Consider the following 12,312-nt stretch of genomic DNA (forward strand, 5'->3'; position numbering starts at 1 on the left):
CTCCCCGGCCCCACCAGGCCGGGGAGGGCGCTCGCTGCGGTCAGGGCCGGCCCGTCAACGCCGCGTACGCCCGCTCGACCTCGCCCAGGTACTGCCCGAGGCGGAAGTGAACCTCCTCGACGGTCCCCTCGTCGGGACCCGGGTACATCAGGTCGGACCAGATGACGGTCTCGCCCCGGAGCCGGACCCGGACGGTCAGCCTGTCCGGCCCCGGATCGGGCCGCTCCTCGGCCGCAATGTCGACCTCGCGCGGCATGTCGGCCGGATGGAGCGGTCCGCCGGGGCGCAGGAGTTGCCCCGGGTCGAGGCCGGCCATTCGGCTGTCGCTGCGCGCCACCAGGTCGAGGCCGTCGACGAAGAGGTGGGTGTGCACGGCGGTACAGGCCGGCGGGCCGGGGCACGCGCTGATGAGCAGCGTGCTGACCGCATGGTTCCGGCCCTGGTGCCGGCTATCGGGCACGGTCGCCCTCGGCCCGCGCGGGGATCTACGAGGCATCTGCCCGATGTGACGTCATGAGCCGATCGTAGTGACCGCGCCGCACGGGTTCGGAAGACCGCGTACCCGTCCGGGGCCGGGAGGTCAGTGCAGGGGAATCGTGCGGATCAGGCCCGCGAAGGCCTGCTTCTCCGCCTCGGTCAGTTCCACCGACTCCATCGGGTGCGCCGCGGAGCTGCGCTGGGCCGGGATCATCGGGAGGCCTTCGGGTGCGGTGGGCTCCGGGCGGTGGAAACGGTTGTCCCGCAGCATGTGACCGAGGCCGAGGACCCAGACGATCGCGGCCACGAGCAGGACGGCGAGGCCGATTTCCTGAGCGAGGGATATGGAGGGGAACACGAGGATCCTCCGGGGATGCGGTCGGTACAAGCCGGTACAAGATCGGGCGTGGAGATACTCAACACCACTGCCGGTCGATTCGGTGGAGATGTGTCGAGCGTCACGCCAGGGCCGAAAGTCCCTACCTTGTCCGAGAAGGCCCCGTTACGGCTCCAGCTGCAGCTTGAAGCCCTCGTGGCTGCGTGCGAAGCCCAGCCGCTCGTAGAAGCGGTGCGCGGTCGTCCGTCGCTTGTTGCTGGTCAGCTGGATCAGGCCGCAGCCGCGCTCGCGGGCCCGCTCGACGGCCGGCCGCATCAGTTCGGCGCCGAGTCCCGCGCCCCGCCGGTCCGCGCGGACCCGTACCGCTTCCACGAGCGCCCGTTCCTGTCCGTTCCGGCCCAGACCCGGGACGTAGGTCAGCTGGAGGCAGCCGAGGACCGCCCCGCCGACCCCGTCCGGGTGGCCTCACGGAAGATCATGGCCGGATTGTGGCAGGGGGCCCGGCCTGGACGGTGGCCGGACCCCTGCGGCTTCGGGACCCGAGGGGTTACGGGCGGAAGCGCAGCACCTGCGGGTCGTGGTCGCTGTTCTGGGCGGCGAACTCCGCGTTGATGTGCACGCTGTCGTACGTGAACTTCTTGATCGCCGGGCTGGTCAGGATCTGGTCCAGCACCTGCGCGTTGCCCTGGTAGACGTACGAGTACCGCTCCGCCTTCGGCAGCGACTTGATCGCCGGGTACAGCGCCCCGCCGTCCGCCAGCGCGTCCGTGGTCGCCGAGAACTCGAAGTCGTTGATGTCACCGAGGACCAGGACGTTGGCGTTCTTGTCCTCCGCCAGGATCTGCTTCACGAAGCCGTTCACGGCCTGCGCCTGGAGCAGTCGCTTGGTCTCCGAGGAACGGAGCGGCGGCTGGTGGTGCGAGGTCAGACCCTCGTCCCCGCCCTTGGAACCGAAGTGGTTGGCGATCACGAAGACCGTCTTGCCGCGGAAGACGAACTCGCCGGCGAGGGGCTTGCGGCTGTCCGCCCACGCCGGGTTGGCGGGGTCGATGCGGCCGGGGGAGTGGGTCAGGGCGGCCTTGCCGTTCTCCTTGACCACGCCGGTCGCCGTCACCGCGTCACCGGGGGCGCGCTCGGTGAAGGAGACGCGCGCCGGGTTGAAGAGGAACACCTGGCGGATGTTGCCGCCGGGCTCGCCGCCGTCCTTCTTGTCCTCCGGGTTGACGGTCCGCCACTGGTAGGCAGGGCCGCCCGCCGCGGAGATCGCCGCGGTGAACTTGGCGAGGGTCTGCTCGGCCGAGACGGTGCCGTCGTTCTTGGCGCCGTTGTCGTCCTGGATCTCCTCCAGGGCGAGGATGTCGGGGGAGGCCAGGTTCTCGACGACGGCCTTCGCCAGCGCGTCGAACTTCTCCTGCGGGTCGGTCGGGTCGAGGTTCTCGACGTTGTACGTGGCCACCGCGAGCTCCTGCTCGGCCTGCGGCTTGGTCTTCTCGGGGGCGAGGGTGCCCGCCTTGACGGTGCCGAGGGTGCGGGCCACCAGCGTGTAGCCGCCGAACTGGTTGAAGTCCAGCGGGCCTTCCGTGGTGCCGGTCAGCTTGTCGCCGACGTTGGCCACGGGGAAGGGCTGCTGCGCGATGGGCGCGAGCTGCTGGATCTGCAGGCGGCCGGTGTTCTGGGACTCGTAGGAGCCGTAGACGGTGCCGCCGCGCTTGGCGGTGTTCTCCCAGCCCTTCACCGTGACCCACAGCTCGGAGTACGGGTCGGTGGCGCCGACGACGCGCGAGGTGCCGATCTTGACGTTCATGCCCTCGAGGGACTCGTAGTGGTCCAGGGCGTAGCGCGAGGGCTCCAGCACCAGGCCGTTGATGCTGCCGCCGGCGGCCGGGTCGCCGGCCGGGGTGTACTCGGCGGGCACGGAGTACTCGTTGATCGCGGTGGCCTCGGGCAGCGCGTTGCCGGAGGAGACCACGGTCACCGTCGGCTTGGAGATCTGGGTCACCGACTGGTTGCCGGAGTTGACGCCACCGGGGATGTACTCGCCGACGGTGCCGGAGACCTTGACCGCGTCGCCCGCGGCGACGGTCGGGACCGAGTTGGTGAAGACGAAGACGCCCTCGCTGGTGGCGTCGTTGTCGTCGGCGTCCGGGTCCTGGATCCAGAAGCCCCGCGAACCGTACGTCCGCACGCCCGTCACGATGCCCTCGACGTCGGTGACCTGCTTGCCGTTCAGCGGGGATATGCGGGTGGTGCCCTGGATGTCGTGGATGCGTATCGGATCGGCGGACACGGCGCCTTCGGCCGCGTCGGCGGAGCCCGCGAGCAGGCCGGTGGCCAGTGCGGTGGCGACGAGGGCCGCGACGGCGGCGGAACGGGGATGCGAGGAGCGCATGGGCAGGAACTCCGGTGTGGGAGAGGGGAAGGTGGGGGGTGCGGCAGCGAGATCTGCGGATGGTCTGCCGCTCCCGATACATCTACGCGCGTCAATTTCCTGTGTGGCCAGCAAAGTTGTCAAGCCCTCCAGGGAATACGACAGCTGACTGTGGGATGAACCAAAGGGGATGGCCCGCCGGACGCGCCCGAAATGCGTCTACGCTGGAGCGCCGCACGACGCCGCATCTGTCATCTGCGCCACATCCGCCATGCCCGCACTGCCCGTCATGTCGGCCATGTCATCGAAATCCGGGCGCATCTGACGGTCCGCTCGTCGCACGGCCCGTGTCACCAACGCCACACCCCGTCCGACCCCGTTCAGACCCCTGTCACAGCCCCGCCCCGCCCCCGCTCCACCTGCGCCACAGCCCTGCCCCACCGCATCCGCGAGGAGAACCGCCCCATGTCCGCAGAGTCGCACCCCACGCTGCCGCCGGTCCGGCTGCACTCCGATGCGGAGCTGGCCCGCGACGCCCTCGGCGCCCCGCTGTTCGCGCGCGCCGTACGACTCGCCCGCTGGGCCGGACCCGACACCCGCGTCGGCGTCGGCGGTGAGCTCGCCGCCGACCAGCTGGCCGAGGCCGCCGCGGTGCTCGGCCTCGACACGGCCGACGCGGACTCCGCCGGGTACGCGAGTCAGGCCTGGCGCGTGGCCGTGGACACCGGCCTGGTCGACGTGACCGAACCGGAGGACGACGGCGGGGAGAGTGGAGGGGCGAGCGTCGAGGGGACCTCCGAGGGGACCCCCGGGGAGCGGTTCGGCACGGCAGCGCCCGGGGAGGACCTCGCACTGGTGACGGGCGGTGCGCCCGGTGACGTGCTCGACCTGTGGCTGGCGGCCCTGGACACGGTGCTCGCCGACGCGGCGGTGCCCGACCTGGACGACCTCGTCGACGCCCTGGACGCGGGCGGGGAGATCGACTTCGACCGGCTGGACTGGAACCCGGGGCGCGAGGCGGACTTCCTCGACGCGGTCCTCGCCAACCTCTACCTGCTCACCGTCACCGAGGGCGGGGCCGCGGACGGGCCGGTTCCGCTGCCGGTGCTCGCCGCGTCGATGGTCGTGCCCGACGACATGGGTGAGCCGACCGACGCCGTGCTGGAGCAGGTCTCGGACGCGATGATGCGCCTCGACGACCAGTTCCGGCAGCTGGAGCCGATCGGGCTGGTGGAGTTCCGGCCCGTCGACGAGGAACTGATGGCGGAGGCCGACGGCTCCCCGGAGCCGGGGACCGTCGGCGCAGACGCTGTCGACGACGAGGAGGTCTCCCGCTACGGCATGGTCCGCCTGACCCCGCTCGGCCTGTACGGGATCAGGGCCCGGATGCTGGAAGCCGGAGTCGACGCCCCCGCCGTGGGCGAACTGGCCGAGAAGGGCGCCGACGCACTGCTCGACGCGATCTCCTTCTACAGCGAGAGCGCCGCCCAGGCCGAGATCGAGCAGTGGCTCGCCGGCCGGGAGCTGCCCGCCGCGGCCGCCGAACTGCTGGCCGCCGCCCGCGGGGACGACGAGGGCGGCCCGCTGCGCCGGCTCCGGTGCCAGCAGGCCCTGGCGCCGGCCGGGCCGGAGGCCGAGCCCGTGGTCCGCTCGGTGCTGGACGACCCGGAGCTCGGTGGTCTCGCCCGGGTCTGGCTGGCCGAGCGCGGGGTGGGCGACGTACCGGCGCCGGACCCGGAGATGGTGTTCTGGCTGACGGTCGACACGATCGCGGCGCAGCTCGCCGCCGACGGGGAGACGGAGGAGCTGCCGCTCCTGATGGAGGGCCTGACCGCTCATCACACGGGCTTCTTCGATCAGGTGTGGCGGGTGGAGCACCCGGCGACGGCGTACGTGCTGGAGACGATGGGCCGGCTGCACCCGGACCGGAAGGCGGCCAAGGAGGCGCGCAAGGCCGCGTTCAAGGCGCGTTCCCGCCGGCCCTGAGGCAGCCGCCGCGGGCGGGCGGTGACAATGCGCCGTTCCTGGGGCCGGAGTTGGCCATTCCGGGGCAGGGCAAGGGGTCGGTTCTTCTTGGTGGGTAGTTCAGCCGCCGTTCACGTGCGGGCGGGAGCGTGTGCGCCGACGACCGCACGACAGGCGGACCACCTCCCCACCCCTGGAGCCCCGATGCCGCTCACCCGCAGAGACTTCACCGCCCGCACCGTCATCGCCGGCGCGGGAGTCGCGCTCACCGGGACGGTCGGCGCCCTCGCCACCGCCCCCGGGGCCCTCGCCGCCGAGGACAGCACGGCCCGCGACGAGCACGGGCGGCCCTGCGAGCCCGGCTACGGCCCCCTCGTCCCCGACCCGGCCGGACTGCTCGCCCTCCCCGCAGGGTTCACGTACCGCGTGATCACGCACAGCGGGGTCACCAAGCTGGACTCCGGCGAGACCACCCCGTCCAACCACGACGGGACCGCCGCCTTCGAGGGCCACCGCGGGGTCACCCTCCTCGTCAACAACCACGAGCTGAAGGGCAAGCGGGAGAACTGGGCCCACCCCGTCCCGCTCACCGAGGGCCTGGTCTACGACCCGGCCGCGGCCGGCGGCTGCACGGTCGTCGAGGTCCGGCGCGGCGGCGAGGTCGCCGAATGGGTGGGCATCGCCGGTACGTCGACCAACTGCGCGGGCGGCGCCACCCCCTGGGACACCTGGCTGACCTGCGAGGAGAACTCGGACCTCGCCGGAAAGAACGGCATGACCAAGGACCACGGCTACGTCTTCGAGGTCGACCCGCACGACCGGCGCGCCAACCGCGACCCGCGGCCCGTCAAGGCCTTCGGGCGCTACGACCACGAGGCCGTGGTCATCGACCCGCGCCAGGGCCACGCCTACCTGACCGAGGACGCCTCCGGCCCCAACGGGCTGCTCTACCGCTGGACCCCGCCCCGCGGCTTCCGCCACGGGCGCGGCAGGCTCCGTACGCTCGCGGCCGACGCCGGCGTGCTCCAGGCGGCCAAGTGCATCGACAGCTCGGGCCGGTTCGTCGACGACCTCTCGCGCGCCACGAGGATCGGCACGGTCTACGGGGTCGACTGGGTGGACGTGGCCGACCGCGACGCCCGGACCGTGCCGGTGCGCAAGCAGTTCGCGGACGGCGTGGTGACGCGCGGGCGCAAGCTGGAGGGCATGTGGTGGGCCGACGGAGGCGCGTACTTCGTCTCCTCCTACGCCCGTGAGGAGAGCCCGGGCGCGGCCCACGACGGTCAGGTCTGGTTCTACGACCCCAAGCGGCGCACGATCCGGCTCACCGTCCTCATCGGGGTCAACGCGGACCCGTCGGTGGACGGCGGCTACGACGGCCCCGACAACATCACCGTGTCCCCGTACGGCGGCCTGATCATTGCGGAGGACGGCTCGGGGCTGCAGCACCTGTTCGGTGCGACCGCATCGGGACGCACCTACCCGCTGGCGCGCAACGAGCTGAACATCGGGTCGGCCGAGGAGCCCGAATACTCCGAATTCACCGGGGTCTGCTTCGCTCCGGACGGACGCACGCTGTACGCCAACATCCAGGACCCGGGCATCATGCTGGCCATCACCGGGCCGTGGCGGCGCGCCCACTGACGGCGGGGCCGCTGCGGCGCCCGCACCTCAGTGGGCCGGGGAAACCTCCGCGCGGGAGGCCTCGGCCCACTCGGCGAGGAGGAACTCATACGCCTCCGAGGGCCACTCGCCGTCCACCCGGGTCTCCACAAGGTGCCGTATCGCCTCGTTCGCCTCGGCGGCGGACGGGCGGGCGGGCCCCGCGGGTGTGAGTGTCTCGTGCATGGTTTCAAGGCTACGGGCGGGCACTGACAGCCACCTGCACATTACGCGTGGCATCCATCACCCGGGATGCGCACCGGTGGCCGTATGTGCCCGCCCACCTGCTCAGAGTGCTTGTGCGGCGGGCTTGACCATGCCGCGCACTGTGCGCGACTTCACAAACTCGCCCATGGCCGTCATCTCCCACTCGCCGGAGAACTGCTTGATCAGCTTGGCCATCATCACGCCGGTCTGGGGCTCGGCGCTCGTGAGGTCGAAGCGCACCAGCTCCTCGCCGCTCGCCGCGTCGATCAGGCGGCAGTATGCCTTGGCCACCTCGGTGAACTTCTGGCCGGAGAAGGAATTGACCGTGAAGACCAGGCCGGTGGCGTCGGCGGGGATCCGGCCGAGGTCCACGACGATCACCTCGTCGTCGCCCGCGCCCTCACCGGTGAGGTTGTCGCCCGAGTGCTTGATGGCGCCGCCGAGGATGGACAGCTTGCCGAAGTAGCAGCTGTCGATGTGGTTGCGCTGCGGGCCGTACGCGATGACGGAGGCGTCGAGGTCGATGTCCCGGCCGCGGAACGCGGGCTCCCAGCCCAGGCCCATCTTGACCTGGGAGAGCAGCGGACGGCCGCCCTTGACCAGGGAGACGGTCTGGTTCTTCTGGAGGCTGACCCGGCCCTTGTCGAGATTGATCTTTCCGGTGCCGGGTGCGGGGGCCGGGGGCGCGGCGGGGGCCGCGGGCGCGGGCGGGACGGGAGCCGCGGGCGTGGTGGCGCCACCGAGCCAGGGGGAGGCCGGGTAGGAGACCGGCGGGGCCGGGGGCGCGGGGGGCGCCGGGGCCGGAGGGGGCGTCACGGCCTGGGCCGGTGCGGGCTCCTCGTCCACGGAGACCCCGAAGTCGGTGGCGATGCCCGCGAGGCCGTTCGCGTACCCCTGGCCGACCGCGCGCACCTTCCACACGCCGCCGCGCAGATAGATCTCGACGACCACGAGTGCGGTCTCGGTGCCCAGCTGCGGCGGGGTGAAGCCGGCGATCACCGCGCCGCCGTCGGCGTTGCGCACGGTGGCGGTGGGCTCGATGCCCTGGAAGCTCTGCCCGGCGGCGTCGGGGCTGGCCGTGACCACGATCCGCTCGATGCCCGGGGGCACCGCGCCGGTGTCCACGGTGATCGAGTCCGGCGTCGAACCGCCGCCGGACCGGTAGCTGACACCGGGCCCGGTGGGCTGGTTGAAGAAGATGAAGTCGGCGTCGGAGCGGACCTTGCCGTCGGCCGTGAGGAGCAGGGCCGATACGTCGAGCCGCACCGGCGCAGCCACGTCGACCGTCACGCGGACGGCATTGAGCGGCAGGTTGGATCCAGGGGTCATAGCGGTCATGCCCGGAGAACGACCGGAGGTGCTTTGCCGTTCCCTTACCCTCGCGGGATATTTCGGGATGTTTCAGTGCTGATTGCGTGAGCGGTCGCCCGACCGGTTGCGCGGGTGGCTGCGCGCGACGCGCTCGTTGCCGAACTTGTACGAGCCGGTCCAGCGGGCCATCACGAGCTGCGCGTCGCCGGACTCCACCTCGGTGAGGAACTGCTCGGCCCGGCCACCGCGCAGGGTGGCCGCGGTGCGGCCCCGGTGGGTGATGACCACGCGGTCGTCGCGGTGGCGTTCGTACGTGAACCCGTGCGGCTTCGGCATGCGGCGCAGCCTGCCGCGACGGGGCCGGACCGGCAAGGGGATTTACCGTGTCCCGGCGGGCGGGGCGGCCTGCCCGCCGGGACACCGTACGGGCGGTGCCCGCTCAGCCCCCGGTGACCTGGCGCGGCAGCCCCAGCGGGTTGGCCTCGCGCAGCTCCGCCGGAAGGAGCGCGTCCGGCACCGACTGGTAGGCCACCGGCCGCAGCCAGCGCTCGATCGCGGTCCCGCCCACCGACGTGGAGTGCGAGGTGGCCGCCGGGTAGGGGCCGCCGTGGTGCTGGGCCGGGGCCACCGCGACCCCGGTCGGCCAGCCGTTGACGACGATCCGGCCCGCCAGCCCGGTGACCTGCCCGATCAGCTCGGTGGCGGGGCCCGGCGCGCCCTCGGTCTCGGCGGCCGACAACTGCAGGGTGGCGCTCAGGTTCCCGCCGAGGCGGCCGAGGACGGCGCCCGCCTCGCCCTGGTCGGCGTAGCGCACGACGACGGTGACCGGACCGAAGCACTCCTCCAGGAGGAGGTCGTACCCGCCGCCCTCCAGAAGGTTCTCGGCCCGTACGGTCAGGTAGCCCGCCCCGACGGTGTGCTCCCCGCCGGAACCGGGGGTGACGGGGGCATCGACGCCGGGCAGCGCCGCCCGCTCGCGCACCCCGGAGACGAAGTTCTCCCTCATCCGGTGGTCGAGCAGCACGCCCGGTTCGGTCTCCCCGAGCGCCTTGGTGAGCTCGCCGGTGACCCGGTCGCCGGCCGCGCCCTCGGGGACGAGCACCAGGCCGGGCTTCACGCAGAACTGGCCGACGCCGAGGGTGACCGAGCCCGCGAGCCCGGCGCCGATCTCCTCGGCGCGTTCGGCGGCGGCGGCCGGGGTGACCACGACGGGGTTGAGGGAGCCCAGTTCGCCGTGGAAGGGGATGGGTGCGGGCCGGGCGGCGGCGGCGTCGAACAGGGCCCGCCCGCCCCGGATGGAACCGGTGAATCCGGCGGCCGCCACCAGCGGGTGGCGGATCAGCTCCAGGCCGGCGTCGAACCCGTGGACCACGCTCACCACTTCGGCCGGAAGGCCCGTGGCGACCGCGGCCCGGCGCAGCAGCGAGGCGCAGAGCTCGGAGGTGGCGGGGTGGTCGGGGTGTGCCTTGACGACCACGGGGCAGCCCGCGGCCAGCGCGCTCGCCGTGTCGCCGCCGGGGACGGAGAAGGCGAGCGGGAAGTTGGAGGCGGCGTAGACCGCGACCACGCCGAGCGGGACCTTGTAGCGGCGCAGTTCGGGGCGCGGCGGGCTGAGGGAGGGGTCGGCGCGGTCGATCCGGATGTCGAGGTAGGCCCCGGCGTCCACGGCGTCGGCGAAGGCGCGCAGCTGGCCGGTGGTGCGGGCCAGTTCGCCGGTGAGCCGGCCCGGTCCGAGCGCGGTCTCGGCGTCGGCGGCCTCGATGACGTGGGCGGCGGCCTCGTCGAGGGCCGAGGCGGCGGCGCGCAGGAAAGCGGCGCGGACGCCGGCGTCGGCGAGCGGGCCACGGGCGGCGTGGGCCGCCCGTACGGCTTCGTCCACCTCACGGGGTGTGGCCTCCACCGCAACCTGCTCGCGCTGCTTCCCGGTGCGGGGGTCCACACTCCAGACTGGTGTCGTTGTCATGGCCCACTGCCTCCTGGATCGTTCAGTATTCTGAACGCGGTTCCGGTGGATGAATGATCACATCTGCTGTGGACTCTATTTCCGCGTCCTCGGCGTGACAAGAGGCGATCAGAGGGGAAGCAGCCGTATGACGACGACCGAGTCGGGGATCCCGGCGCAGGCGGCGCCGGTCAAATCGGCGGTGCGGACCGTCCTGCTGCTGGAGCACTTCGCGGCCCGGCCGGGGCTGCACAGCCTGGCCGACATCCAGAACGACCTCTCGCTCCCCAAGTCCAGCCTCTACATGCTGCTGCGCACCCTGGTGAATCTGGGATGGGTGGAGACGGACGCGACGGGCACCCGGTACGGCATCGGCGTACGGGCCCTGCTGGTCGGCAGCTCGTACATCGACGGCGACGAGGTCGTCGCCGCCGCCCGGCCCACCCTGGACCGGCTCTCCGACGACACGACGGAGACCATCCACCTGGCCCGGCTGGACGGGACGAGCGTGGTCTACCTCGCCACCCGGCAGTCCCAGCACTACCTGCGGCCCTTCACCCGGGTCGGGCGGCGGCTGCCCGTGCACTCGACGGCTCTGGGCAAGGCGCTGCTGGCCACGCACACGGACGCGGAGGTGCGGGGACTGCTGCCGCGGCGGCTGGAGGCGGTCACCGAGCACACCATCACCGACCGGGAGCAGCTGATCGAGGAGCTGGCGCTGGTGCGGGAGCAGGGGTACGCGGTGGACCGGGAGGAGAACACGCTCGGGCTGCGCTGCTTCGGGGTGGCCGTGCCGTACCGGACGCCGGCCCGGGACGCGGTGAGCTGCTCGGTGCCGGTGGCGCGGCTGACGGGGGAGCACGAACAGGTCATCAAGGCGGCGCTGTTCGAGGCCCGGGACCGGCTGTCGGTGGTGACGCGCCGCATGTGAAGCGGGCCCCGTGTGCGGTGGTGCGGTGCTCCTTCCCGACGCGGGGCGGGTGGTCCTCCCCCGCGTGGGGGAGGCGGTTCCCCTTCAAGGGGGAGGTGGCGGGGCCGCGCAGCCGCGACCGTGGAGGCATGAACACGCGAGCGATGCACCCGAGTGATGTGACGGACGGCAAGCGGCCGTCGGCCGCCAGGCCGGGCACCGGGCGGCGGATCCTGCGGGTGGTGGCCCTGGCCGCCACCGTGCCGTACCTGGGGCTCAAGGCGGCCTGGCTGGCCGGGAGCCAGGTGGGGATACCGGCGGGCAGCCGGCTGAGCGAGCCGGGTCCGTTCTTCACCGCGGCCAATGCCGTCACGATGGCCATGGACGCCTGCGTGATCCTGCTCGTACTGGTGCTCACCAGGCCCTGGGGGATACGGGTGCCGGCCTGGCTGCTGACCGTCCCCGTGTTCGTGGCCACGGGACTGCTGACCCCGATCCTCTTCGCATTCCCCGGCCAACTGCTCGTACGGGCTCTCGGCTTCGGAGCGGACCCGGTCGCGGAGGCGGTGCGGGAGCCCTTCCTGGACCCCTGGGTGTTCAACGTCGTCTACACCGGATTCACGGTTCAAGGACTCGCCCTGGCCGGGCTGTTCGTCCCCTATGCGCGGGAGCGCTGGGGCCGGCGCTGGCAGGGCGTGACGGGGGAGCGGCTGCCGTCGTCCACGGGGGTGGTGGCGGCAGCCGCGACGGTCGTCGGCCTGGTGATCGCCGCGGTGCTGGTGTACGGGGCCTTCGGCGGGGGCGCCGGGAGGGGGGCCGCGCACTCCGCGGACACGGCCGTGGTGACCGCGACCCATGCGCTGTGCGTGCTCGCCGCGGCAGCCGGGACGCTGCTCCTGGCCCGCGGCGGGAGGTTCCCGGCACGGTGGGCGCTGGGTCTCGCCTGGACCGGCGGGGCGGCCGCGCTGAACTGGGGGGCCTGGATGCTGATCGCCGCGCTGGGCCCGCAGCTGGACGGAGGCGAAGGGCCTTCCACCGAGGCGCTGTTCATCTACGCTGGCCAGATGATCACCGGACTGCTCGCAGGGACCGTCCTCATACGGTCCCTCACCGCCCGCCGCCCGGGGTGAAGC

The 12,312-nt window shown here is 72.6% G+C and carries 11 protein-coding genes and 1 pseudogene; 4 read left to right on the forward strand and 8 right to left on the reverse strand.

The window, feature by feature from the left end; all coding sequences use genetic code 11:
- Positions 1–40: 40 nt before the first annotated feature.
- The 4 genes and pseudogenes from ACWGE1_RS14025 to ACWGE1_RS14040 form a co-directional block, all read right to left on the reverse strand.
- Positions 41–460: a hypothetical protein gene (locus ACWGE1_RS14025; protein ID WP_453420744.1), complete on the reverse strand. Its 420-nt coding sequence runs from the start codon at positions 458–460 to the stop codon at positions 41–43.
- A gap of 120 nt (positions 461–580) precedes the next feature.
- Positions 581–835, reverse strand: coding sequence for a hypothetical protein (locus tag ACWGE1_RS14030; protein ID WP_453420745.1), 255 nt, complete (start codon positions 833–835; stop codon positions 581–583).
- Between the two features lie 144 nt (positions 836–979).
- A pseudogene (locus ACWGE1_RS14035) lies at positions 980–1,258 on the reverse strand (GNAT family N-acetyltransferase); the annotation flags it as partial.
- Positions 1,259–1,361: 103 nt separating this feature from the next.
- Positions 1,362–3,203, reverse strand: coding sequence for an endonuclease/exonuclease/phosphatase family protein (locus ACWGE1_RS14040; RefSeq protein WP_453420746.1), 1,842 nt, complete (start codon positions 3,201–3,203; stop codon positions 1,362–1,364).
- Positions 3,204–3,647: 444 nt separating this feature from the next.
- Between ACWGE1_RS14040 and ACWGE1_RS14045 the strand changes: the two genes are divergently transcribed.
- Together ACWGE1_RS14045 and ACWGE1_RS14050 are read left to right on the forward strand one after the other, a co-directional pair.
- The gene (locus ACWGE1_RS14045) at positions 3,648–5,168 is read left to right on the forward strand and encodes a hypothetical protein (RefSeq protein WP_453420747.1); all 1,521 of its coding nucleotides are present in this window, start codon (positions 3,648–3,650) and stop codon (positions 5,166–5,168) included.
- A gap of 183 nt (positions 5,169–5,351) precedes the next feature.
- Positions 5,352–6,791 (forward strand): alkaline phosphatase PhoX, encoded by a 1,440-nt coding sequence (locus ACWGE1_RS14050; protein ID WP_453420748.1) that lies wholly within the window; start codon positions 5,352–5,354, stop codon positions 6,789–6,791.
- A gap of 27 nt (positions 6,792–6,818) precedes the next feature.
- On the opposite strand, the gene ACWGE1_RS14055 is transcribed toward ACWGE1_RS14050, so the two are convergent.
- From ACWGE1_RS14055 to ACWGE1_RS14070, 4 genes are all read right to left on the reverse strand, one after another.
- Positions 6,819–6,995 carry a hypothetical protein gene (locus tag ACWGE1_RS14055; RefSeq protein ID WP_167344711.1) on the reverse strand — a complete coding sequence of 59 codons (177 nt, stop codon included), beginning with the start codon at positions 6,993–6,995 and terminating at the stop codon, positions 6,819–6,821.
- A gap of 102 nt (positions 6,996–7,097) precedes the next feature.
- Positions 7,098–8,345: a TerD family protein gene (locus tag ACWGE1_RS14060; protein ID WP_453420787.1), complete on the reverse strand. Its 1,248-nt coding sequence runs from the start codon at positions 8,343–8,345 to the stop codon at positions 7,098–7,100.
- 72 nt (positions 8,346–8,417) lie between these two features.
- Entirely contained in the window at positions 8,418–8,663 is a 246-nt protein-coding gene (locus ACWGE1_RS14065; RefSeq protein WP_453420749.1) for a hypothetical protein, read from the reverse strand.
- Positions 8,664–8,766: 103 nt separating this feature from the next.
- Entirely contained in the window at positions 8,767–10,290 is a 1,524-nt protein-coding gene (locus ACWGE1_RS14070) for an aldehyde dehydrogenase family protein (RefSeq protein WP_453420750.1), read from the reverse strand.
- Positions 10,291–10,417: 127 nt separating this feature from the next.
- Between ACWGE1_RS14070 and ACWGE1_RS14075 the strand changes: the two genes are divergently transcribed.
- Positions 10,418–11,200 carry an IclR family transcriptional regulator gene (locus ACWGE1_RS14075; RefSeq protein WP_453420751.1) on the forward strand — a complete coding sequence of 261 codons (783 nt, stop codon included), beginning with the start codon at positions 10,418–10,420 and terminating at the stop codon, positions 11,198–11,200.
- Between the two features lie 128 nt (positions 11,201–11,328).
- Entirely contained in the window at positions 11,329–12,309 is a 981-nt protein-coding gene (locus tag ACWGE1_RS14080; protein ID WP_453420752.1) for a hypothetical protein, read from the forward strand.
- The last annotated feature ends 3 nt before the right edge of the window (positions 12,310–12,312 follow it).

The sequence above is a fragment of the Streptomyces sp. NPDC054932 genome (genome assembly GCF_053610205.1).

Coding starts and splice junctions, on each gene's coding strand:
- ACWGE1_RS14040 (WP_453420746.1), bottom strand. CDS start 3,203: ATGCGCTCCTCGCATCCCCGTTCCGCCGCCGTCGCGGCCCTCGTCGCC.
- ACWGE1_RS14045 (WP_453420747.1), top strand. CDS start 3,648: ATGTCCGCAGAGTCGCACCCCACGCTGCCGCCGGTCCGGCTGCACTCC.
- ACWGE1_RS14050 (WP_453420748.1), top strand. CDS start 5,352: ATGCCGCTCACCCGCAGAGACTTCACCGCCCGCACCGTCATCGCCGGC.
- ACWGE1_RS14055 (WP_167344711.1), bottom strand. CDS start 6,995: ATGCACGAGACACTCACACCCGCGGGGCCCGCCCGCCCGTCCGCCGCC.
- ACWGE1_RS14060 (WP_453420787.1), bottom strand. CDS start 8,345: ATGACCCCTGGATCCAACCTGCCGCTCAATGCCGTCCGCGTGACGGTC.
- ACWGE1_RS14065 (WP_453420749.1), bottom strand. CDS start 8,663: ATGCCGAAGCCGCACGGGTTCACGTACGAACGCCACCGCGACGACCGC.
- ACWGE1_RS14070 (WP_453420750.1), bottom strand. CDS start 10,290: ATGACAACGACACCAGTCTGGAGTGTGGACCCCCGCACCGGGAAGCAG.
- ACWGE1_RS14075 (WP_453420751.1), top strand. CDS start 10,418: ATGACGACGACCGAGTCGGGGATCCCGGCGCAGGCGGCGCCGGTCAAA.
- ACWGE1_RS14080 (WP_453420752.1), top strand. CDS start 11,329: ATGAACACGCGAGCGATGCACCCGAGTGATGTGACGGACGGCAAGCGG.